The sequence below is a fragment of the Azospirillum sp. FG154 genome, assembly GCF_057809575.1.
The window spans coordinates 1-23,555 of the sequence record NZ_JBMDKF010000020.1 but is presented as its reverse complement, the minus strand read 5'-3'; the positions used below and the strand labels follow the sequence as shown (position 1 = coordinate 23,555).

The 23,555-nt window shown below is 66.1% G+C and carries 19 protein-coding genes; 5 read left to right on the top strand and 14 right to left on the bottom strand.

The genetic code is table 11. The features are described 5' to 3' along the window. Positions 1–13 precede the first annotated feature (13 nt). Positions 14–1,027, top strand: a complete 1,014-nt coding sequence (locus ACODS4_RS20290) for a 4-hydroxyproline epimerase (RefSeq protein ID WP_488866895.1) — start codon at positions 14–16, stop codon at positions 1,025–1,027. Positions 1,028–1,121: 94 nt separating this feature from the next. Here the strand turns inward: ACODS4_RS20290 and ACODS4_RS20285 are convergent, their stop codons facing one another. Then, entirely contained in the window at positions 1,122–2,981 is a 1,860-nt protein-coding gene (locus ACODS4_RS20285; RefSeq protein ID WP_488866893.1) for a PAS-domain containing protein, read from the bottom strand. Positions 2,982–3,301: 320 nt separating this feature from the next. On the opposite strand from ACODS4_RS20285, the gene ACODS4_RS20280 reads away from it, so the two are divergent. Beyond that, entirely contained in the window at positions 3,302–3,775 is a 474-nt protein-coding gene (locus tag ACODS4_RS20280; protein ID WP_488866891.1) for a hypothetical protein, read from the top strand. A gap of 59 nt (positions 3,776–3,834) precedes the next feature. Here the strand turns inward: ACODS4_RS20280 and ACODS4_RS20275 are convergent, their stop codons facing one another. The 12 genes from ACODS4_RS20275 to ACODS4_RS20220 form a co-directional block, all read right to left on the bottom strand. Beyond that, the gene (locus tag ACODS4_RS20275; RefSeq protein ID WP_488866889.1) at positions 3,835–6,951 is read right to left on the bottom strand and encodes an efflux RND transporter permease subunit; all 3,117 of its coding nucleotides are present in this window, start codon (positions 6,949–6,951) and stop codon (positions 3,835–3,837) included. Then, positions 6,948–8,147, bottom strand: a complete 1,200-nt coding sequence (locus tag ACODS4_RS20270) for an efflux RND transporter periplasmic adaptor subunit (protein ID WP_488866887.1) — start codon at positions 8,145–8,147, stop codon at positions 6,948–6,950. The genes ACODS4_RS20275 and ACODS4_RS20270 overlap by 4 nt, the downstream gene beginning before the upstream one ends. Further along, complete coding sequence (locus tag ACODS4_RS20265; RefSeq protein ID WP_488866885.1) at positions 8,144–8,773, bottom strand: TetR/AcrR family transcriptional regulator; 630 nt, start codon at positions 8,771–8,773, stop codon at positions 8,144–8,146. The genes ACODS4_RS20270 and ACODS4_RS20265 overlap by 4 nt, the downstream gene beginning before the upstream one ends. A gap of 285 nt (positions 8,774–9,058) precedes the next feature. After that, positions 9,059–9,400 carry an STAS domain-containing protein gene (locus ACODS4_RS20260; protein WP_488866883.1) on the bottom strand — a complete coding sequence of 114 codons (342 nt, stop codon included), beginning with the start codon at positions 9,398–9,400 and terminating at the stop codon, positions 9,059–9,061. Between the two features lie 76 nt (positions 9,401–9,476). Then, positions 9,477–11,597, bottom strand: coding sequence for a PP2C family protein-serine/threonine phosphatase (locus ACODS4_RS20255; RefSeq protein WP_488866881.1), 2,121 nt, complete (start codon positions 11,595–11,597; stop codon positions 9,477–9,479). Between the two features lie 11 nt (positions 11,598–11,608). Beyond that, complete coding sequence (locus tag ACODS4_RS20250) at positions 11,609–13,105, bottom strand: HAMP domain-containing protein (RefSeq protein ID WP_488866879.1); 1,497 nt, start codon at positions 13,103–13,105, stop codon at positions 11,609–11,611. After that, positions 13,102–13,875 (bottom strand): hypothetical protein, encoded by a 774-nt coding sequence (locus tag ACODS4_RS20245; protein WP_488866877.1) that lies wholly within the window; start codon positions 13,873–13,875, stop codon positions 13,102–13,104. The genes ACODS4_RS20250 and ACODS4_RS20245 overlap by 4 nt, the downstream gene beginning before the upstream one ends. A 93-nt stretch (positions 13,876–13,968) precedes the next feature. Then, positions 13,969–14,757: a GNAT family N-acetyltransferase gene (locus tag ACODS4_RS20240; RefSeq protein ID WP_488866875.1), complete on the bottom strand. Its 789-nt coding sequence runs from the start codon at positions 14,755–14,757 to the stop codon at positions 13,969–13,971. Beyond that, positions 14,754–15,854, bottom strand: a complete 1,101-nt coding sequence (locus tag ACODS4_RS20235) for an ABC transporter substrate-binding protein (RefSeq protein ID WP_488866873.1) — start codon at positions 15,852–15,854, stop codon at positions 14,754–14,756. Before ACODS4_RS20235 ends, ACODS4_RS20240 begins: the two co-directional genes overlap by 4 nt. A 2-nt stretch (positions 15,855–15,856) precedes the next feature. Further along, complete coding sequence (locus ACODS4_RS20230; protein ID WP_488866871.1) at positions 15,857–17,977, bottom strand: MFS transporter; 2,121 nt, start codon at positions 17,975–17,977, stop codon at positions 15,857–15,859. Next, positions 17,974–18,723, bottom strand: a complete 750-nt coding sequence (locus ACODS4_RS20225) for a hypothetical protein (RefSeq protein ID WP_488866869.1) — start codon at positions 18,721–18,723, stop codon at positions 17,974–17,976. The genes ACODS4_RS20230 and ACODS4_RS20225 overlap by 4 nt, the downstream gene beginning before the upstream one ends. 221 nt (positions 18,724–18,944) lie before the next feature. Continuing rightward, a complete protein-coding gene (locus tag ACODS4_RS20220) occupies positions 18,945–19,748 on the bottom strand; it encodes a tetratricopeptide repeat protein (protein ID WP_488866867.1) in 804 nt (267 codons plus the stop codon). 553 nt (positions 19,749–20,301) lie between these two features. On the opposite strand from ACODS4_RS20220, the gene ACODS4_RS20215 reads away from it, so the two are divergent. The 3 genes from ACODS4_RS20215 to ACODS4_RS20205 all read left to right on the top strand — a co-directional run bounded on the left by ACODS4_RS20215 (position 20,302) and on the right by ACODS4_RS20205 (position 22,336). Then, the gene (locus tag ACODS4_RS20215; RefSeq protein ID WP_488866865.1) at positions 20,302–20,742 is read left to right on the top strand and encodes an ATP-binding protein; all 441 of its coding nucleotides are present in this window, start codon (positions 20,302–20,304) and stop codon (positions 20,740–20,742) included. After that, on the top strand, positions 20,739–21,884 hold the full coding sequence (locus tag ACODS4_RS20210) for a hypothetical protein (protein ID WP_488866863.1): 1,146 nt from the start codon (positions 20,739–20,741) through the stop codon (positions 21,882–21,884). Before ACODS4_RS20215 ends, ACODS4_RS20210 begins: the two co-directional genes overlap by 4 nt. A 266-nt stretch (positions 21,885–22,150) precedes the next feature. Continuing rightward, entirely contained in the window at positions 22,151–22,336 is a 186-nt protein-coding gene (locus ACODS4_RS20205) for a hypothetical protein (protein ID WP_298373829.1), read from the top strand. A gap of 509 nt (positions 22,337–22,845) precedes the next feature. Here ACODS4_RS20205 and ACODS4_RS20200 read toward each other — a convergent pair. Next, positions 22,846–23,555 (bottom strand): tetratricopeptide repeat protein (locus ACODS4_RS20200; RefSeq protein WP_488866860.1); only part of this gene is annotated, 710 nt, incomplete at its 5' end.

Below are 23,555 nucleotides of genomic sequence, written 5' to 3'. Positions count from 1 at the left end.
GAGGCATTTCGCCATGGCCCGCCACAGCTTCTTTTGCATCGACGGTCACACCTGCGGCAACCCGGTGCGCGTCGTCACCGGCGGCAGCGTCCCCATGCTGAAGGGCGCCACCATGTTCGAGCGCCGCCAGGAATTTCTGGCCGAGCATGACTGGATCCGCCTGTCCTTGATGTTCGAGCCGCGCGGCCACGACATGATGTCCGGCTCCATCCTCTACCCGCCGACGCGGGAGGATTGCGACGTCGGCATTCTGTTCATCGAAACGTCGGGCTGCCTGCCGATGTGCGGGCATGGCACCATCGGCACCGTCACCACCATCATCGAACATGGGCTGGTGACGCCGAAGACGCCGGGCCTGTTGCGGCTCGACACCCCGGCGGGGTTGGTGGAGGCGCGTTACGTCCAGAACGGCCCCTATGTGGACAGCGTCCGGCTGACCAACGTTCCCTCTTTCCTGCTGGGGCGGGGCTATGAGGTCGAGGTTCCCGGTCTGGGGCCGATCACGGTGGACGTCGCCTTTGGCGGGAATTTCTACGCGATCGTCGAGCCGCAGGCCGGTTACGCCGACCTCGCCGATCTGCAACCCTCGCAGATCCTCGATTTTTCGCCCAAGCTGCGCGCCGCCTTCAACGCCCGGCACAGCATCGTCCACCCGACCAACCCGGCGCTGAACCGCTTGACCCATGTGCTGTGGACCGGCAAGCCGACGACGCCCGACGGCTCGGCCCGCAACGCCGTGTTCTACGGCGACAAGGCCATCGACCGTTCCCCCTGCGGCACCGGCACATCGGCGCGGATGGCGCAGTTGCACGCGCTGGGCCGCTTGAAACAGGGCGAGGATTTCGTCCACGAAAGCATCATCGCGTCGAAATTCATCGGGCGGGTCGAGGGAACGACCGAGGTCGGCGGCCTTCCCGCGATCATCCCGTCGATTGAAGGCTGGGCGCGCGTCACCGGCTACAACACCATCTTCGTGGACGACCGCGACCCCTATTGGAAGGGTTTCCAGGTCGCCGACGTCCCCTGAACGAAACGCCCGCAAGACTAAACGAGCAAGACGCCGCCGGTTGCAGGACGCCCCTGGTTGATCGACGCCCCTGGTTGATCGACGACCGGCGGCGTCAAGCGTCTTTGGCCCCCATGGGAAAGCGCAGCAAAAAGCCGGTTCCCGGCCCGTCCGCGCTGTCCAGAGCGATGGATCCCTTCATCGTGGTCGCCATGATGTTGGCGCAGATGCTCAGGCCCAGCCCGCTGGCCCCCAAACCACGCTTCGTGGTGAAAAATGGGTCGAAGACCCGGTTGCGGATGTCCGGCGGAATGCCCTTGCCGTCGTCGCTGTAGCGCATCGTCACCCACCCCGTCGGCGCCTCCTCCGCGATCAGGCGGATACGCCCCTCCTGCCCTTCGTCATAGGCGTGAACCAAGGCGTTGATGACCAGATTGGACAGCACCTGAGCGAAGGAGCCGGGGTGGCCGTCGATTTCCAGGCCGGGCGGAATGTCGGTCGTCACCGTGACCCTGGTCTTGCGCAGGCGCGGGCGCAGGCTGAGCAGCACCTCGTCCACATAGGCGGCGAGATCGAAGACCCGCTGTTCGCCGCTGGCCTGATCGACCGCCACCTGCTTGAAGCTTTGGATCAAGTTGGCCGCCCGTTCGATGTTCGACAGAATCATCCGGGTGGTTTCCCAGGCGACGTCCAAAAAGCTTTGGAAATCGCTGCGCTTCACCCGGTTGCCGTCAAACAGCGCGCGGATTTTCGCCACCTCCTCGTCCAGATGGGAAATGGCGGTCAGGGTCACGCCGATGGGGGTGTTGACCTCATGCGCCACCCCGGCGACCAGTTGCGCCAGCGACGCCATCTTTTCCGCCTGAATCAGGCTGGCCTGGGCGTCCCGCAACTCCTCCTCCGCCCGCTTGCGCGCGGTGACGTCCAGCGCCACGGTGACGATGTGCGTCACCTCCCCCGCTTCGTCGGTCAGAGGCATTTTGGTGGTCAGCCAATCCCGCCGCCGTCCCTTGGCGTCCTGGCCGCTTTCCTCGAAAAAGGGAACGCCCTGGCCGCTTTCGATCACCAAACGGTTCAGGCTTTCAGCCCGATCCACCGCCGGGCCACGGTCGGGAACCGTTGGCGAAGCGCCATGGATCTCACGGAAATAACGGTTGGTCAGCAGAATGACGCCATCGCGATCCCGCACATCAATCAGCGCGGGCATCGAATCGATCACGCCGGTCAGGATTTCCCGGCTTTGGCGCACCGCCTGATCGGCCGTCACCCATTTGGTGATGTCGGTGAAGGTGCGGAGTTGCCCGCCGTCCGGTTGCGGAACGACGCGAACCTCCAGGATGCGGCCATCATGCTGGGGGCGGACATAAACGCACTCGCGGTTCGGACGGGCCGTCCTGTCCATCACGTATTTGAGCTTTGCGTCGATGTCATCGCCAAAATTTGGCGCATCCGCCGGAAGGAAAAGCCGACCACTTTCAAGCTGAAACCGAGTGCTTTCCTCCATCGTTTTAAAGTTTTCCGCCAAATCTTCAGGTATATCCACAAGTTCCAACAATTTTTTGTTGTATGTGATCGCTCGGAGATCCCGATCATACAAGATAAATCCCTGACCAATATTATCAAGAATCAGCCGCAGCGTTTCCCGTTTGTCGGCCAACTCGTTCTCGCCACGCTTGCGCTCGGTGATGTCGATGTGGGTGCGGACAAAGCCGCCCCCCGGCAGGGCGCGCGTGCGTATTTCCAGGATGCGACCGTCCGGGCGCCGGTGTTCATGCCGGGCGCGGTCGGCGCAACGGGCGAGTTCCAACTGTTCGGCGACAATCGCGGCGGCGTCGCCCGGGCCAAACTCGCCACGCTCGGCCAGACACCGAAGAAAATCAAAAAAATCACCAACCGCCGCGCTGTCCGGCGGCAGCCCATACAAATCCAGCAGCGGCCCGTTGAGCGCCAAAATCGTCAGGTCGGCGGCCACCATGACAACGCCCTCATCCATATGCTCCAACAGGACCGACAAGCGGTTCTGAGCATCATCCAGCGAAGGCGCCGATCGGGCGGAAGCGGGCAAGAGCAAGGGACCACACGCCGTTGATGAGGTCGGAAAGGCGTCGCGACGGTTGCAGTGTAGCAGGCTCAACCGCTCCTGCCGAGAGGGGGAGCAAGGGGCGAAACGGCGAAATTGTTCGCGGTGCGGATCGATGATATTTGTCCGGCATTTTAAGGATTTGGGAACTCTTGCCTTGCTAGGCTCATGTGAGTCAAAAATCAGACATCCCCAGCGAACGGATCCCGCAACCCTTGTCCACGCTCCTCGCCCTGCCATCGCCATCGAGCGCGCAAAGCCCATCCGGGCTGGCGAAGCTGCGGCAGATGCTGGCGAGCGACGCCCCGGCGGTCCAACCGATCCGCCGCGTCCCCGGCGAGGATGAACGCAAACGCTCCTCCTCCGACCAACCGCTGGAGGCGACCGACGAGGCGCTGCGCCGCAGCGGTCAGACGGGAACCGACGAGGCCCGCGCCGCCACCCGCTCCACCGGCGGCGCGGCCAGCGGCTTCGCCATCGGCGTCGGCGCCAGCGCGGCCAACGGCCCGGTGTCTCCCGGTCCCGCCCCGCAGACCGCCTTGCCCAACGCCGGTTTCATCACGCAAAGCCTGCACCAGGAGGTCGTTGGTCAAGGGCTGCACATCGAACCCTGGACCGACGCCATCGACGCCTACCGCCGGGCCGACGCCGGGGTGAACACGCCGCTGGTCACGCAGATCGCGGTGTAAACGGAAACGGCGACCAACGGTCGCCGCCCCTAACACACCCTTCCAACATCAACCCCGGCTCAGTCTCCGTCCGCCGTCGCCGATCCGTGCGGAGTCGCCGCCGCCGGGCGGCCATGGATCAGGCGATCGATGGCGTTGCCCAAATCCTCCATGTAGAGATACAGCGTCGGCGTGATGTAGAGCGTCAGCACCTGCGACACGCACAGGCCGCCGACCACCGCCAGACCCAGCGGCTGCCGCAGTTCCGCCGCCGCGCCATGGGCGATGGCGATGGGCAGCGTCCCCATGATCGCCGCCATCGTCGTCATGATGATGGGGCGGAAGCGCAGGACGCAGGCCTGTTCGATGGCGTCACGCGCCGTCATGCCGCCACGCCGCGCGTCAACCGCGAAATCGATCATCATGATGGCGTTTTTCTTCACGATGCCGATCAGCATCAGAATGCCGATGATGGCGATGACGCTCAGCTCCTGCCCGAACACCAGCAAGGTGGCCAGCGCGCCAATCGCCGCCGAGGGCAGACCCGACAAAATGGTCAACGGGTGGACGAAGCTTTCATACAGCACGCCCAAAACGATGTAGATCACCAACACCGCCGCGCCCAGCAACAGCGCCTGCCCCGCCTGAGCGTCCTGGAACACCTGGGCGGTTCCGGCAAAGCCCGTGGTCACGGTGGCGGGCAGACCCAATTCGCGCTCGGTCCCCCGGATCAGCTCCACAGCCTCGCCCAACGACACGCCGGGGGCGAGGTTGAAGGACAGGGTGACGGCGGGCAACTGGCCCTGGTGATTGACCGCCAGCGGCCCGGCGGTCCGCTCCACTCGCGCAAAGGCGTCGAGCGGCACCAGCTTGCCGGACGTGGACCGCACATAGATGCGCGACAGGGCGTTGTCGTCCTGCTGGTATTTCGGCTCCAGCTCGATCAACACCTGATAGTCGTTGCTGGGGGTGTAGATGGTGGAGACCTGCCGCTGACCAAAGGCGCTGTAGAGGGTGGAGCGCACCAGATCGACGCCGACGCCCAAGGTCGCCGCCTTTTCGCGGTCGATGCGGACGAAGGCCTGCGGGTTGTTGAGCTGAAGGTCGCTGGTCACGTCCTGAAGCTTGCCCATGCCGCGCAGCGCGCCTTCCAGCTTGCCCGACCAGTGATACAGCTCCTCCAGATCCAGCGCCTGGATGGTGTATTGATACAGGCTCTTGGACGCGCGCCCGCCGATGCGCAGATTCTGCACCGGCTGCATGTAGACCGCCAAGCCGGGAATGCCGTTCACCTGACGGCGAAGCTGCTGGATCACCTCCGGCGCCGACGGTCGTTCCTCACGCGGCTTCAGCACCAGGAACATGCGCCCCTGGTTGCCGGTGCTGCCGCCGACCCCGACCGACGAGGTGACGTCGGCCACCGCCGGATGCGCCTGCATGATGGCGGCGACCTTCTGTTGCAGCGCGGCCATCGCCGGAAAGGCGATGTCGGCGGAGGCTTCGGTCGTCACCTGGATTTGGCCAATGTCTTCGGTCGGGAAAAAACCCTTGGGCACCGCCTGGAACAGCAGGACCGATCCGACCACGGTGCCGATCATCAACAGCCCCATCAGGGGCCGGTGGCGCAACGTCCAGCGCAGCGAGGCGGCGTAGCCGTTCAGCACGGCGGTGAAACCGGCCTCCAACACCCGCCCGAACAGATTCTCGTCGCCCGGCTCATGATGGGTGAGGAAGCGCGAGCACATCATCGGCGTCAGCGTCAGCGACACAAAGGCCGACGCGGCGATGGACATGGTGACGACGACGGCGAATTCATGGAACAACCGCCCGACCACGCCGCCCATCAGCAAAATCGGGATGAAGACGGCGACCAGCGACAGGGTGATCGACAGAATGGTGAAGCCGATTTCGCGCGATCCCTTGATCGCCGCCTCGAACGGTTTCATCCCCTCTTCAACGTAACGAACGATGTTCTCCATCATGACGATGGCGTCGTCCACCACCAGACCGACGGCCAGCGTCAGCGCCATCAGCGAAATGTTGTCGATGGAATAGCCCATCACCTGCATGCCGCCCGCCGTGGCGATCAGCGAAATCGGCACCGCCAGCGCCGGAATCAGCGTCGCCGACAGCCGCCGCAGGAACAGGAAGATCACCATCACCACCAGCCCGATGGTCAACGCCAGGGTGAACTGGACGTCCTCCACCGCCTGCCGGATCGACAGCGAACGGTCGTTGACGATCTTGATGGCGGCGGACGCGGGGAGCTGAGCCTGAAAGGTCGGGATCAAGGCGCGGACGCGGTCCACCACCTCCACCGTGTTGGCGTCGGGCTGGCGTTGGATCGCCAGCATGATGGTGCGGGTGCCGTTCAGCCAACTGGCCGTGCGGTTGTTCTCCACGCTGTCCTCGACCTTCGCCACGTCGCCGACGCGCACCGGCGCGTTGTTGCGGTAGGCGATGATGAGGTCGCGGAAGGCGGCGGCGTTGGGAAGCTGCGGGTTGGCCGCGATCACCAACTGCTGCCGGTTGCCGGTCAACGTGCCGACCGGCGTGTTGGCGTTGGCGGCGGTCATCGCCTTTTGCAGCTCGTCGATGCCGATGCCGCGCACCGCCAGCGCGTTGGGATCGACCTGGACCCGCACCGCGTATTTCTGCGAGCCGTAGATCTGGACCTGGGCCACGCCTTGCAGCGTGGCGACCTTCGGCTGAACGATGGTTTCGGCGATGTCGTTCAACGCCGACAGTTGCAGCGTCGGCGAGTTCAGCGAAATGAACAGGATCGGCTGATCCGCCGGGTTGACCTTGCGGTAGCTGGGCGGCGTCGTCATTTCGGAAGGCAGGCGGCGCAACGTGCGGGCGATCGCCGCTTGAACGTCGGCGGCGGCGGCGTCGATGTCGCGCTCCAGCGCGAATTGGATGGTGATCGAGCTGTTGCCCAGCGTGCTGGAGGAGGTCAGCGTGTCGATGCCGGCGATGCTGGAAAATTCCCGTTCCAACGGGCTGGCGACCGAAGCCGCCATGGTTTCCGGGCTGGCGCCGGGCAACGCCGCCGAGACGCTGACCACCGGGAAATCGACGCGCGGCAACGCCGCCGTGGGAAGTTGCCGGTAGGCCGCCAGACCGCCCAGAACCATCGCCGCCGTCAGCAGGATGGTCATCACCGGACGGCGGATGCAAAGCTCCGAAATGTTCATGACGCGCCTCCGCTGACGGCGGGAGCCTCGCCCTTCTTCTTGGCCCCGGCGGTCGGTTTCTCCGCCGCGCGTTCGACCACCTTGGCGCCGGGGTAGAGGCGAGACTGGCCGTCCACGACCACCCGGTCGCCAGCGACCACGCCGCCGCCCAGCACCGTCACGCCGTCCTGGCTGCGCGTCACCGTCACTTGACGAACCTCCACCGTGTCGTCGGCCTTCACCACATAGACAAAACGCCCTTGTTGACCGGTCTGCACCGCCTCCTCGGGAACCGTCAGCGCCTGGGGATCGACCCGCAGCGTCAGCACGGCGTCAACAAACTGCCCCGGCCACAGCCGGGTGTCCGTGTTGGGAAACTCGCCCTTGACCAGAATGGTTCCGGTCTGCTGATCGACCTGGCTGTCCACGAAGCTCAGCGTCCCCTCGGCGGGGGGAAGGCTTGAACCGGCCAGACCCGCCGTCACCTTCAGCACCCCCTCGGCCATCGCGTGGCGGATCGTCGGCAAATGACGTTCGGGAACGCTGAACGACACGTTGATCGGGCGAAGCTGGGTCAGCGTCACCAACGGCGCCGCGTCAGCGGCGCGGACCATGGTTCCGGTCTTGGCGTTGACGGTGCCGGTGCGGCCATCCATCGGCGCGGTGATTCGGGTGAAGCTCAAAGACACCTTGGCGGCTTCGATGGCGGCCAGATCGGCCTTGATCGTGCCCTCCAACGCGTCGGCGACGGCCACCGCCGCGTCATACTGGGTGCGCGAAATGGCGCTGGTGCGAACCAGCTCGCCATAGCGCCGCACATCGCCCTTGGCCTTTTCCAGATTGGCGCGGTCACGCTCCAGATTGGCCTGAGCCTGCCGCAACTGGGCGTCGAGCGCGCGGGCGTCCAGCGTAAACAGCGGGTCGCCCGCCTTGACCTCCTGCCCTTCAATGAAATGGACCGCCTCAACCACGGTGTCGACGCGCGCCTTGATGGCGATGGCGGCGATGGGCTGCACCGACCCGATGGTGCCGATGCGGTCGGGCACCGCGCGCACCTCCACCAGTTTGGTGACGACGGGAATGGCGCGCGAGGCGGTCGGGGTCGCCGCCTTGGCGGCCTGCGGATCGCCGCCGCCCTTTTGTTGCGCGTACCAGACGCCTCCAGCGCCCAAAGCGGCCAGAACCGGCAGCAGGATGAGGATTCGTCTCGTGGTCACGTCTGGCTCCCGACTGGGGTGGATGCGGTGGCTGGCGGAATGGCGGCGGCGGTCAGAACAAGATCAAGGACAGCCCGCTCCAGGGCGTCGCGTGGGCGATCGCCCGCCAGCATGATGCCGCCGCGCACCATGCCGATGATGAGAAGCGGAGTTATGTCGGTGTCGATCCGCCGGAACTCTCCAGCCGCGACGCCATCCTCCAGAACCTGACGCAACGACGCGGCGGCTTGCGCGCTGCGGCGGCGCAAAACGCGGCGGGTGCGGTCGGCCAGATCGGATTGGTCGCCGCCCATCAGCTTCAAGGTTAGCAACTGCTCGCTGAGCGTGTCGATCAGGGCCGACACCATGGTCTTGAGACGGGAAACCGCCGTTGCGGCGGGCGCGGGCCGCGCCTTGAGCCGCTCCTCCATCCCGCTGAGCGCTCGCTCCAACGATTCCAGATACAGGTCTTCCTTGGATGGGAAGTAACGATAGAGCGTGGCCTTGCCAACGCCAGCCCGCTTGGCCACTTCGTCAACCTGAACGTCGGCGTAATCCCGCCCGGCGAACAGCTCGGCGGCGGCGGCGAGGATCTCCTCGCGCCGCTTGGCGCGCCAATCGGGAATGTCTTCCGCGTCGAGTGGCATAAAATGGAACTCGTCAGTTTCAAAAAATGACGATAGACGAGTTCCACCGCCTGTCAAGCGACAGGGTTTTGACAGTCGATCATTTGCTCTCGAAGGAACGCCCCGGACCGGTCGATTCAAACCCGCCGGGTTGGCCCACGCTTTGCATGGTTATTTCCGGTTGGTTCCACGCATGACTTAAGGCTCCGGCGTTTTCGCGCCGGAGCCTTTCTTTTTCCGCTCATTTAATGGGCGATGCAGCCAATCTGCTTAGAATTAATGCGGATCAACGCCAGAAATGACCGCTTACGCCGCACCGAAGGCGGCGACGGCGGCGGCCTCGTCGCTGTGAATCTCGAACAGGGAGGAAAAGCCGCTGAGGTCGAACACCTCGCGGATGTGCGGAGCCATCGCCGACAAAGCGATGCGTCCGCCGGTGGGCCGCGCCTTCTTGGCGGCGATCAGCAGCGCCCGCAACCCGGCGGAACTGATGTAGGTAAGCTTCGCCATGTCAACGACCAGCTTGACGCTGCCATCGCCGATGACGCGGACCAGATGGCCCTCAAACTCGCTGGCGTTGCCGCTGTCGATCCGCCCCTCGGTTCGCAGAACGCTGACGCCGCCGACCGATTCTTCGGTGATGTTCATACTCTGCCCTCAGTGACCATGGTGATTCAGGTTTCAGGTGATGATGTTCCTGGCTGTATAACACGGCGCCGTCGGGTTACGCACCAGCCGCCCCGCGCCAACGCAGAACCAGACAGGTGATGTCGTCCGACTGCGGCGCCCCGGCGGTGAAACGGGCGACGTCGGACAGCACGCCATCCAGCCCCTCCCGCGCCGTCGCCGTGACCTGACGGCCCACCGCCTCGACCAGCCGGGCGTCGCCATACATGGCGTCGGACCCGTTGAAGGCTTCCGTCACGCCGTCGGTGAACAGCACCACCATGTCGCCCGCGTCGAGCCTCAGGGATTTTTCAGCGAAGGGCATGTCGGGCATGACCGCGAGGGCGATGCCCTGGCTGCGCTCCAACTCGATGACCGCCCCGTCGCGGGTGACGCGCAGCGGTGGATTGTGACCGCCGTTGGAAAAGGCGAGAACGCCCGTCCGCAAATCCAGCTCGCCATAAAAGACGGTGACGAACATCATCTGCTCGTTCTCGGCGGCCAGCAGGTTGTTGACCCGTCGCATGGTTTCCGCTGGGCCAACGCCGGACTCGGCGATCGCCCGCAGCATCGTCCGCGCTATCAGCATGAAAAAGGCGGCGGGAATCCCCTTTCCCGACACGTCAGCGATGACGACGGCGATCTTTTGCTCAGAAATCGGGAAGAAATCGTAGAAATCACCGCCAACTTCTTTGGCCGGGATCATCCGCGCGGCGGTGTCCAGCTCAGCCAAATCAGGAAAAACCTGAGGCAAGATGGTCAACTGCATGGTGCGCGCGATTTCCAGCTCTTGCTGAAGGCTGATGAGGCGGCGCTTGTCGGCCAGCGCGTCGCGCAAATCGCGCACCATCTGCGTCAACTGCACCTGCTGGGCGCCGACCCGCGTCGCCAGCCGGGAGAAACCCAGCGCCAGCAAGCCCAACTCGTCCCCCACCCCTCTGGATTGGGCGGATTCGGCGTCGTGGGTTTCCGATTCGATCTGGCGCAGTTCGTCGAGCAGGCTTTGCCGCGCCTCCTCCTCCAGCGTGACGGCCAACGCCTCCATCTGGCGGCGAATGAAACGCTGCTGGCGGCGCAGGCGGCGTTCGCGCTGCCCGGCGGCGCGCTCGATCTCGCGCATCACCCCCCGGAAGACGTCCACAGCGCCGGAGATCCGTCCGATCTCGTCGTTGCCCGAGGGCAATTCGACATAGCCCATGGCCCGACCGTGGGAAATATCCTGCAACGCCTGAACGGCGCCGTCCAGAATGGCGAAATTCTGCCGCAAATAGCTGTAGAGCAACCCAAGCGCCAGCGTCAGAACCAGCAGAACCGCCGCCCCATACGCGACCGACCACAGGGTCCGCTCTTCCATCGCCAGGGTGATGTCGGTGGCGATCAACACCGTCGCCACCCGTCCGCCCGCCAGATCGGCCACCGGAAGACTGGCGAGCGCGTAACCATGACCATTGAAGCGCAAAAGCTGCATCTCGCGCTCGGTCGGATGGATCCGCTGTCGAACCGCCGACCACAAGGGATCGCTCGCGCCGTCCAACGGGCTGCCGTCACGCCCGACGGCGAACACCCGGCCCCCGGTGTTTTTGCGCAGCACATCCAGCGCCGCCGGAAAGCCCAAACCCGCCACCACCGCGCCAACCACCACGCCATCGCCGGACACCGCGCCGTAGATCGGCGCTCCGGCCATCACGATCAGGCGATTTCCATCAAGCAGACGAACGCCGCGCGCCAAACGTTGCCCGGCCAGCACCGGCTCCAACAAGGCCCGATTCAGCAACGGCGGCGCGTCCAGCGACGGATCGGAGCTGTAAAGCAGGGATCCGTTGGCGGAGAGCAGATTGACGTCGCTCACCGTCTCTCCCCCCTTGTCCGCGCCGCCCTGCCCGGCTCGGCCCGACAGCAACCCCAACGCCGCCACTCGGGAGGTCAGCGCCCCGCGATCCTCCGCCACCAGCGCCCGCAAGATCTCCGGGTCGCCCGCCAGCCGTCCCAAGCTCTGGTCAATCCGCCCCGCCGCCCCCGCAACCGCCAACTGCCACGCGGTGTCGAGGCCGTTCAACTCCAATTCACGGGCCTGCTGATTGACGGCCTCCTCACGCAGACTGGAAAAGCCGATCAGCAGACCGGCCACCACCATCAGCGTCGCCAGCACGAACAGGATGATCCGGGTCTGAAGCAGCATTGAATGGCCTCTCAACGCCGCGAAACGACAAAGGGGCGCCCCAACACGGCGGCCAGAACGGCCAAAAGCACCGTTGACATGGCCAAAGCCACGCCGTTCCACCCCAGAGCCAACGCCCACAACAAGGCCACAACCGCGCCTGACGCCAGCGCCCAAGCGACCCGCGCCACCCCGCCATTCTCCGCCGACCGACGGGCGTAGGCCAGCGACACGCCAACCGCCAGACCGCCGCTCAGCGCGCCAACGATCAAAATCGGGCGTGAATCGGCAAGCCACCAAACCCCGGACGACCATTCCCCCGGCAACCAATCGCCGGGCAACCAATCGCCAACGAACAGAGCGCCGCACAACCCGACGCCCAGCGCGGCGGCCACCGCCGCCAAGCGTCGCCACGCCGCGCCGACGCCAAAGGCGACCGCCGCCCCCAAAAGCGCCGCCGCCAACCCGACGCCCACCGCCGCCGCCCACGGCCAGCCCCCCGCCGCCAACGCCCCCGGCGAGGCCCCGGCGCCCGCCCCGGCCAGCACCAGCAGAATGGTCGCGGTCATCGCCAAAGCGGCGTAGGCCCGGCCATCGTTGGCGCGGGGATCCACCACCCGCCGTGGCGCTTGCTCCAACCCTGGCCCCAGCGCGGCCAACGTCTCCGCCCGCGTCTTTTCGACCGCCTGGGCGACATCGGGATCGAACACCGCCCCCCGCACCTCGTCGGCGTGGGCGGTGAAACGCTGGCGCCGGTCATGGACGCGGAAGACGGCGGCGTTGAAGGCGTGGAGCACCCGGCCAACCTGATCTTGCGGCCGCCGCCCGATCAAGGTGCCGAAATCCCCGGCGATGGCCCGCTCCATCAGTTGGGACAGCCCAGCGATCGGCGCGCGGAAGCTGGCCTCGACCAGCGCCTCGGCCACCTGGGCCAGCAGCAGCAGAACCGCCGCCCCGCCCAAGGCCACCGCCACCAACTCTCCGGCGATCTGGCTCCGCACCTGTCCGGGCTGCACGCCGACCAGCACATGCCCCGCCGTCGTCGCCCCCCGCACCGCGTCGGTCTGCCCCGCGCGCAAGGGCAGGCGCACAATCAGGAAGCCGTCCCGCGCGATGGGTTGAAGGGCGGCGTTGCGCGTGGTCGGAACCGCCATGCCGCGCAGCGATTCAACCAGCGCGCTCAGCCGCCCGATGGCGAAAGGCGCCGCGCCATGCATCCACGCCCCATCTTCGCCCGTGATGAGGAGAAAACCCAGGTCGGGGTTGCGCCTTTGGACGCCTTGCAGATAGGCGCTGATTCCCTCAATGCGTTCCAGCGGAATGCCAAGGGCGATGGCGCGCTCCAAATCATACTGGACAGCTTCGGCGACGGCGGCGGCCTTGGCGGCCCCCGTTTCCCCCAACTGCTCTTCGGCCAACATCGTCCCGATCAGCCCGACGGCGATCATCGTCAGCAGCGCGGCGGCCAGAACCACCAACGGAATGCCCAGCAGAAAACGGCGGCGGGCGCGCCGTGCGGCGTTCATCATGCCAACTCGTCCAAGCGCGACACTTCGCGCTCGGCCCCTTCCAGAACGCCGAAGCGCCGACGCACCGCCGCCATGAAACCCGGCACCGGCAAGCCCAACGACGCGCCCGCCGCCTCATTTCCTGCGCCATCGACCGGGCGGCCATCCTCCAACCGCTCCAACGCCTCCGCCACCTCGGACAAAGCGCGACGCGGTTCGCGGAGCAACCACAGCCCTCCCAACCACGCCGCCAGCGCCAGCGGCGCGCCCGCCGCCAGCGCCCCGATGCCCAACGTCAGCGCGTAATGGCGCACCCGCTCGGTCATCGCGCCAACCGGCACGCGCAACAGCACCGACCCCGCCGACGTGTCAAAGCTGGTGGTCAAACCAATGCCGTAAACCCGCTCGCCCGCCACATCGGTGGACCAGACGACGCCGGGCGATGTCGGGTTTTGCGGCAACGAATCGCCAACCTCGACCGCGTTGGTGGAAAACAGCACGGTGTCGCTTTCGTCCAGCACGGCCACTGACTGGATCGTCGGCAACGCCGCGCGGGCGCGGTTCAGCAGCCCGTCGACCTGCGGCAAATCGGCCAACGCCAAGCCAAGATTGAGTTGAACCTCAAGCGCCGCCTTGGCCTCGCTCAACACGAAGTTGGCTTGAGAGGTGACGGCGTCGTCCAGACGCCGGGATTGCTCGCGCGTCCACAAGGTGACGGCCGCCAGCGCCGCAAAAAAGGTCGCCACGACGATGAAGGTCGCCAAACGCGCCGCAATGCTACCCGTTCCCATCGTCAGCCGTCCTTATGCCGCCCGCCAATGACCAACCCTCTCACAGCCCGCGCGCCCAAGCCTGGTTGTGGTCCGCAAGCAAACCACACTCCATCACCGCTCCCGGCCACACAAGGCGAACCAACGTTGGTCAGGCCCCTCACTCCCGGCGGACAGACGCGCCCACACCCGTCCGCCCCGGTCGAACACGTCCCAACGTGACGCGAGAGTCTCCACTGGAACCAGCACGGCGGTGGTTGTGTCAAGCGCCGGATCCACCCGCGCGTCACGGTGAACCAAAAGACGCACCAGATCCCCGCCAACTTGGAGCAACCGGCGGGGGTGCAGGCCATGATTGGCCAGATGCCCCCAACTGCGGTGGTTGCGCGGGCTGACCGTGGTCAGCAGATGCGGGCGTCCCAGAGTGTGCGCCACCTCCAGCCGCCAGCCGATCAGCCGATGGTGCAGACCGCGCCCACGTTCCGCCGATTCGACCATGGCCGACGACATGTGGGCGACCAGCGGCAACTCCTCCTCCGGCAGGCCAAGATCGCGGCCCCGGTTGGGATCTTCCGGCCCCGGCAGGCCAAGCGCGCCATAGGCGATCAGCCGATCCTTGCGGAAAATTCCGGCGGTCAAGCCTTTGTCGCCCAGATGGTCGGCAACGAAATTCCCAACCTCTCCCACCATCCGGTAATGGTCGGGGTCGTCCAACGCCGCGACGACGCTCAGACGAAAGGCGTGGAGCTGTTCGGCGTCGTCCCCATCCAGCACGCGCGCCGTCAAATCCGCCGGCAGATCGGCGGACAGCAGGGCCAGCCGCGCCCCTGCGGCGGCCCGCGCCGTCTCCCCCCGCAACGGAACGGCGCTGGGGGATGCAAACGCGGATGTTTTGCGGGTCATGCCTCGACGATCTCCGCAAAATTCAGAAGACCGATGGGCGGGTAATACTCCAAAGCCCGCACCGTCGGCATGTTGATGATGACCGAAAAGCGTTTCAGGGTTTCCACCGGAATGTCGTTGGGCTTGACGCCGTCCAGCAGGATTTGCGCCGCCTTGAAGGCGGTGAAACGGCCAATGCCATAGGCGCTGCTGGCCAGCGCCAGCATCGCCCTTTCGGTGCGGACGATCAACTCGGTCGCCGAGAAGGTCGGCAAACGCAGGCGCAACGCCTCCTCCGCCACAAATTTCCGATTGCGGAAGGCGATGAAGGTGTCAGGGCCAATGTAGAGCATTTCCGCCCCGCGTTGGACCAGGCGATTCAGCAAAAGCGGCAGGGCGCTGGATAGTGGTTCGCCCTGCGCGTCGAGCGGCACGGGTTCCTCCAACAGCTCCAGCCCGCGTTGCGCCGTCTCCGCCCGCAGCCCTTCAATGTTGAGAATGGAGTTTCGTTCCTGAGGGTTGTAGAGCACGCCCAACCGCTTGATCGGGCGGTAGGCCAGAATGGTGTTCACCTGCACCGGAATCGGCGCGATGTGAACGGTTCCCGTCACGTTGCGGTTCGGGCGCTCCAGATTGGCGACGATCTTGGCGTCGACCGGCGCGGCGACGAACGTGAAGACCACCGGAATGTCCGTGACATAGCGCGCGACGTCCGTGGCGTCATAGGGGCCGACCAGCGCGCGGGTTTGCGGCGTCCCCCAACTGTAGATCAAGTCCGGGCGGGTGTCCTTGATCTCCTCGATGATCGACGGCATCAAGGACGTGTCGCCGCCAGTGTTGCGGACGCTGTATTCGACCTTCAGACCGCGACGGGCCAGATAATCTTTGAATCCGAACTCGTTGTCGCTTTCGCCCCGACCAAGAACCATGGTGATGCGAAAGGTCTTGTCTGGAGCGGCGGCGGCCAGCGCGGCGCCGGGAACCGCCCCGGACAAGGCCAACCCGCCCGCCCCGGCCATGCTGAGAAAACGGCGGCGGCTTGGACGGTCCTGCAACGCGGCGGTCAGAGACCGAAGGTCGGTGGTCATGGCGTCCCCAGGGATGGCGTCACGGGTCATGGTCAAGCCTCCTGCGGGCGGGCGACCGGCGCCTTGCGCACGGTGAACAGCAACCAGAAAAGAAGAGCGCTTCCCCCGCACAGCAAACCAATGCCCAGCATCGCTTCGCGGTAGGAGGTGACGACGGCGATCGTCATCGCCGCCACCGGGCCGATGGCGCCGCCCAACCGCTCGATCAGGCGATACCAGCCGATGGCCGCCGTTTCGGGCAACCCCCCTTCGCGGGCGATCTGCGACACCAAGGTCAATTGCGGCGAGGCGATCAACGCTTGGGACAGCCCGAACAAGGCGATCGCCAGCGGCGGCCCCCACAGGGCGTGGGTGGCCACGATCGGCAGACAGCTCGCCAAGGTCCCCAATCCGCCCAACGCGATGAAGCCCCGCCGCATCTGCCAACGGTCCGACAAGGTGGCGGCCAGCGGCGACACCACGATGCAGGCGACGAAATACATCATCTGCACCCGCCCAACCTCCGCCTTGGTCGCGCCGTCGGCGGTCAGCAGCAACGGCACCAGACAGAACAGAAAGGCGGTGGAGGCGATCTTGGTTGGAATGGCGCTGAGCAGCATCAGCACCGGGAAACGCAAATCACGGCACAGCGGCATGGCGCTGCCCATGGCCGGACGCGCCGCCGCCGCCCGCACCGGCCCGGAACGACCGCGCAACAGCAGCATGGACACCGCCAGCCCAGACGTCAGCGCCAACCCCGCTCCCAACAGGAAGGTCGCGCGGAAACCCGCCAGATCGGCGATCATCCCGCCGCTGACCGGGCCGCACACGCCCGCCGCCAGCAGGGCGCCGATGAACATCGCCATGCCGCCCGCCCGGTTGCGCGCGGTGGTGTGGTCGATCACGATGCCTTGCGCGGTGATGAGCACCAGCCCATAGCCCAGCGCCGTCACGCAACGCCACACGATCAGCGCCAGCAGCGACGAGGCGAAGGCCGTCATGGCAAGACCAAGCGCGCCCAACAACGCCCCGACCAGGAAGGAACGCGACCGCCCCACCCGTTCGGAGAAGCGGGCGCCGCTGGGCTGCGACACCGCCCATATCAGCATGAACAGAGTGATCGGCAAGCTGACCACCACGTCCGGGGTCAGCCAGGGAATCTCATTGGCGAAAGAGGCGGCGTAGGCGGGCAGAAACGGACGGGAAAGTTCTTCCGACAAGCAGAACAGGAACACCGGCAACCGCAAAAACACGAGATTCAGCGGCGTCAGCCCCGACGCCCCCGCCGATTGGCCTTCAGAATCGCGGAAGCGGAAGCGCGTGGTCAGCGCCGCCAACCCCTCTTGCGCCCGCTTGACGCGGGCGTCGTCGGGGCCAAAACGGCGCGCGGCGTCGGCCACCCGCGCCGTCAGCGCCGCGTAACGCGCGTTCACCCCGTCAAGCAGATTGCGGATGTCGGCGTTCTCCGCCGTCGCCTCGTCCGATTCGCTCCCGGCGCGGGCGGCGTTGGGCGGCAGGGCGGAGCGGAAATCGCCATCCTCCGCCCGATCCGCGAGAAAGCGCAGCGCCAACGCCCGGCGCATCGCCAAATTCACCACCAGTTGCAGGATCTCGAAGATCAACAGAACGGCGACGATGACCACGGACAGCACGTCCAGCATCAGATTGGTCGACGCCTTGGCCAGATAGGCGCTGTCCACCCCGACATGCAGCCAACCCGCCGGGTTGAGCGCGTCGCCAAGCGGATGCGAGACGTCGATGAAGCCCTGCACCAGACGCCCATCGTCAGCCCCGGCAAGGCGCTCCGGCGGCGCCGATTTCAGCCCCGCCAGCGGCGTTCCGGCGGCGGCGATCACATGCCCCGACGGATCGGTGACGGCGACGTAAGCGATGTCGGCGTGCCGCGCCTCCTCCTCCACCAGCAGGGCGTCGAGGCCCGGCATGCGGTTCAGCGGAATCTGGACCGCCAGCCCACGATTGACTTGGGAGGTCAACAACTCGCCAACCGTCTGCGCCTTGCGCGCCAATTCGGGTTGGAACAGCGGGTCGAAACTGCGCAACGACAACCAGGACGCGGTTCCGGCCGCCAGCAGCAGCACGGCGACGGTGACGACGGTCAGTCGCAGAATCAGCGCGCCAATTGGGTCATGAGCGGGTTTGCCGGGTTTCGTCATTGGCTGGCCCCCCGCATGGTCATGGCTTCCAGGTCACGTTCCAGCTCCGCCATCGCCTGATCGGCCACAGCGACCCCATGGCCCAGCCGCCGACGCACCGCGCTGTGGGGGGCGATCACCGACGGGGCCGTTCCCCGTCGGAACTGGACGGCGCCATAGCGCACCGTCAAGAACGCGGCGATCAACGTAATCAGACCGGTCACGGCGTCCAAAACAAAGGCGCCGTTGGCCAACTCCGCCTCGACCTTGGCGATTCGACCGCGCAATCCCCCCAAGGAGGAGCGCAAGATCACTTCGCCCACCGGCTGGCCGAAACTGTTGTGGACGGGCGCGCCCAAAATCAACGCGTCGCCCCGGATCTGCTGATGAACGCCGTCGCCGACCAGCCCGGTTTCCAACCCCCAGTGAATCGGGGTGGGCTGGCCGATCGCGTCGCGGTCGGCGGCGAACAGCACGCGCCCCGTCTCATCGACCACCTCGACGCCGAGAATTTCGGCGCCCGCCCCCGCCCGCTCGACCTGCGACTGGACGTCGACCAGTTCCGACAGATCAAGCCCCAGCGTCAGCCCATATTCAACGCGCCGCCGCATCTCGTCGGCGACCACCCACAGGCGTGAACTGGTGATGTCGCGGAGTTTTTGTTCAAATTTCAGCCCGGCCAGAATGACCGACAGCAGAACCGCCAGCGCCACCGTCGCCGCAATCACGGCCCCGGTGCGCAACGCCAAGCCGCCGCCCACGATCATACGGCGGCTCCCGGACACGTTCCCATCGCATAAGCCACGGTTCCACCACCCCTTCGCCACCCGCCCGATCCAGCGGTCATAGGACCATGATCGGGGGTTTGCGTCGGTAAAACAAGATGGTGGCGCGCCCCAATAGCCGACAAATTTGTTTTAAATCTTTGGCGATCCAGCCGAAACAGCCCTGAATTGAACAAAAAAGCGAATCCGACCACCGGGCCGGGTTATGCCGTCTCGACCCAGCCCCGTCCGCCCACGGCCTCGCCTTTTGTCCAGGCGGGGGGCCAATCGTCGCCGGACCATGCGGCGGAGGTTTCCCCCCTCTCCCCATCCTCGTCCGTTCCGCCCTGCGTCATCGCCGGTTGGTTTGGCGACGGAGCATGACGGGCTTCAGCGGTCGTCAAGCCCGCCAGCGCGGCCAGCGCCTCCTGATCGCCCTGTTCGGCGGCGGCGCGCAGCCAGCGCGCGGCTTCCTCCAGGTCGCACTCCACCCCCACCCCTTCGCGCAGGCACAGACCAAGCCGGACCTGGCCCGCCGCGTGCCCCTGCGCCGCCGCCAGACGCAGCCATTCCACCGCCTGCGCCTCATCCCGCTCCACGCCGCGCCCATCCAGCAGCAGCAGCGCCAAATTCACCTGCGCCGTCGCCGAACGCTGAAGCGCCGCCAACCGATACCACCCCGCCGCCCGCGCGGCGTCGCGCGGCGTTCCGGCCCCCTGTTCCAGCATGTACCCCAAATTGTTTTGCGCGCCGACGTCGCCCATCAGCGCCGCCCGGCGGTACCAGGCGACGGCGGCGCGCGGGTTCGCCCGCACCCCGATACCGTTCGCCAACAAAAAGGCCAGCATCGTTTGCGCGCCGACATGCCCGCCGCGCGCGGCTTGGCGATACCAGGGAACCGCCGACGCGACATCGACCGCGCGCAGGGCTTCGGCGACCGCGTGTTGCGCGGCGGCGTCCCCCATCCTGGCCTTCATCCGGGTCCAGATCGCCTGAGGCCAGATCGCCTGTGTCCAAATTGTCGGCATGGCGTCCACACTCCCCGTTTCCCGGCGCCCCGCCACAGGGCGGGCCACCCCCGCAAACACCGGCCCTTGGCGCTTCATTCCATGGCCGCGCCGCGCTGCGTGAACGTCGTCGGCGCCATCAGGTCCGCCCTCGGGAATCTGGGCGGGCCTCGCCACTCCTTCAACCGCTGGATCTGCCGGTCGCGGTTTTGTCACTCTGCGCCCTTCCCGACCGAATGACCATCCCTCCCGGCCCGCCCTCCAGGGCAATCGGGTGAAGGATTATTGGCCCAAAAATAGGATTTCCCGTCATCCCCGCGCAGGCGGGGATCCAGGCTTTCCCATGAGATTCGGTCTGCAAACTCTGGATCCCCGCCTTCGCGGGGATGACGAATGTCCCAATAAAGGAATTTCAAGCCTTCACCCGATTGCCCTGGGCCCGCCCTCGGCCCGCGCCGAAAACCGCGACCCGACAAAAGGAATTGAGCTTGTCGGAAAAGCCGTCGATCATCACATCCAACCCTGGCCCAACGCAGACCGCGCCATCACGCCAAGGCGCCGGAGACGACACCGCATGAGCGACCGGCTCGAACTGGATCTGCGCGCCGACCTGAGCGAATTGGCGCGGTTGGCTGAAACGGTGGATGACTTCGCCGACCGCAACGGGCTGCCGCCCGACATCGCGTTCAAGCTGAATCTCTGCCTGGACGAACTCATCACCAACATCGTGACCTACGGCTACGCCGACGCGGCGGTCGTCTCCCCAGGCGCGATCACCGTGCGGCTTGGCTGCGACGACGCGATGATTCAGGTGGAGGTTGAGGACGAAGCCCCCCCCTTCGATCCCTTTGCCGAGGTCGCCCCCCCCGATCTGACCAGCGACGTCGAGGACCGGCCCATCGGCGGGTTGGGCGTGTTTCTGGTCAAGCAGACGATGGACCGCGCCGACTACCGGCGCGACGCTGGCCGCAATCTGGTGCGGCTGACCAAATTTCTGGCCGGGCGCCCCGCATGACCGCCCGCATGACCGACGAGCGCGCGCCGCCCCTCGCCGCTTGGGCGGCGCTGGCTGGCGCCCTTGGCCGCGCCGCCACCGTGGCGGACGCCGCCGCCATCCGCGCCCAGGCCACCGCCCTGTCCCTGCCGCCCAACCCGAAGGGCCATGAACTGCCCCTGGACGTTCTGGCCGCCTACAGCCCCGCCGACCGCCGCGTCCATCTTCTGGCTCAGTATGGTCCGGCGCTGGAAACCCTTGCCGCCGCCGCGCTTTGCCGCCATTTGCGCGCGGTGGTCGCCGATCCCGCCGCCGGGGCGCCCGACGCGGTGACGACCGCCGAGGCGCTGGCCGCCCTGCTGAGCCGACACGGCGACGCCCGCGCGCCGCTCCGCGCGCGAGTGGACGAGGTCGCGTCCGCCCTGGTTGACGGCGCCCGGCAATCGACCGACCATCTGCGCGTTCTGCTCGACACGCCCGACGGCCCCGATCTGCGCGCCATCGCCTTTGACGTGCTGCGGATCGAGGGGGTGCGCTGGGTTTTGGAAATCCTTGGCCACCAATCCGGGTTGGCCAACCTGTCGGAGCACGCCCGCCGCCTCAGCCGTTTGACGCTCATGCGCTCCGCCGAGACGATCCGCGCCTTCATCAGCAAGCCCGATCTGCTGACCCTGTACGACAACGTCGCCGTGGTGTCGCAGACCGATCATCTGCTGACCGTCGCCTTCCGCCTGCTCGACGCCCTGCGCGATGGGGAGGAGGAGCGCACGGCCTTCGTCGTGCCCGAGGACGAGGCCGCCCTGCGGGCCTTCGGCAAGACCCTGAACGCCTTGGCCAACCTGCTGGCCCGCATCGCCGGCAAGGCCGCCGGGCGAACCGACGTCACCCCCGGTCTGGCCGTGTCGGCCCTGGAGCAGTTGACCCTGTTGCACCAGTTCTGCGCCCGTTTGGGATCGGCCAAACCGCCGGAATTCGCCATGCTGGAACAGGTGTTGCGCCACGACGCCCACGCCATCGCCGCCCGTTTTCACAGCGTTCTGGCGGAAACCCCGGCTTCCAGCCAGCCCCCGCAGCAGGATGGCGACCAACAACCTTTGGCCGTTCAGGCGCGGGCGTTGGCCAACCTTTTGGCCTCCGTGGGCGCGGCCCAGCAGAACAAGTGACAGGCTGGCAATTCTTGATCTCTTTTCGCCCCGCTCCTATTTCGATTTTCACATTAATTTTAATTTTTTGTCGTACTATGACAGCGCTTCAAGGCAGGCCGGACAAAGTTGCAACAATCCGATGCATGACACGCGGCCCTGTTTTCTGCATTCTTCAGACTGACCGACGTTCGGCGTTGGATTGAGCCAGACGTGATTCGCCACCCCTTCTGTCAACCCAGCGCCTGATCGCCGTTGTGAAACGCTATCGTGTGGAGTCGACGAACATGACCGGGACGCAGTGCCAAGCGGCACGCTTGCGCCTTGGCTGGTCGACACGGATGCTGGCGAGCAAAGCCGGGGTTCCGTGGTACGCCGTAATCAATTTCGATTACGGAACGGGCGACGTTGACCCCGACATCGTCGCCGCCCTCACCCGCACCCTGCGCCAGGCGGGCGTCGACCTGCGCTGATCCACCGCCAAAACCGGCGGACGGCGCGCGCGGTCGGTCATCCCGGCGGTTTATGGACAATTGGGGGAGGCGTCAGCCACACTTGCCCCCACCCCGGCCCTCCCCCGCTGACGCGGAGGAGGGGGACCGGAGACTTCTCGGCGTCCAGCGCCAATCCCCTCCCCTGCGCAGCGGGCTACGGCATTCACACATCTTCGGTTTAGGCAACTCATTGGAAGAAAAAGAACTTTTCTCCGTCATTCCCGCGAAGGCGGGAATCCAGACTTACCCATAGGGTTCGTCTGGCAAACTCTGGATCCCCGCCTGCGCGGGGATGACGGAAAATCCTTTTTATTTCAATTGGTTGCAGAAAGAAAAAGATGTGTGAATGCCGTAGGCGCAGCGGGGGAGGGTCAGGGTGGGGGCAAAACGCCGCCAAACCAACCCGCCCCAACGGACCCGCCGTCGCGGAAACGCCCCTTCCCCGGCTGAAAACACCCCACCCCGTCAAGCGCCCGCGCGCGCGACCCTCACAGCCCAACGCCGGGTTCGTTGGGAATCGCCCTCTCCGCCTCCGCCCGCGCGAACCAGACTTGCGCCTCGTCGGATCGTTCAAGCTCCGACAGGCAGACGCCGACCGCCTCCAGGCTGATGGCGAGGCTTTGGTGATTGACGCGGCCATGGACGTCGCCTTGCTCCGCCTCCGCAACCGCGCGCTCGAACCAACCTTGCGCGGCGACGAGTTGACCAACACTGGACAGGCACATGCCCACTTGATGCAGGCTGACGCCAAGGCTCTCATGATCGACGCGACCATGGACGTCGCCTTGCCCCTTCTCTACAACCGCGCGCTCAAACCGCCCTTGCGCAGCGGCGGGCTGACCAAGACAGGACAGGCACATGCCTACTTGGTGCAGGCTGAGGCCAAGGCTCGCATGATCGACACGCCCCTGGACGTCGCCTTGCTCCTTCTCTACAACCGCGCGTTCAAACCACTCTTGCGCGGGAGCGGGCTGACCAAGACGGGATAGACACATACCTACTTGGTGCAGGCTGAGGCCAAGGCTCGCATGATCGACACCCCCTTGGACATCGCCCTGCTCCTTCTCCACAACCGCGCGTTCAAACCACTCTTGCGCGACAGCGGGTTGACCAAGACGGGACAGGCAGACGCCGACTTGGTTTAGGCTGAGGCCAAGGCTCGCATGATCGACACGCCCCTGGACGTCGCCTTGCTCCT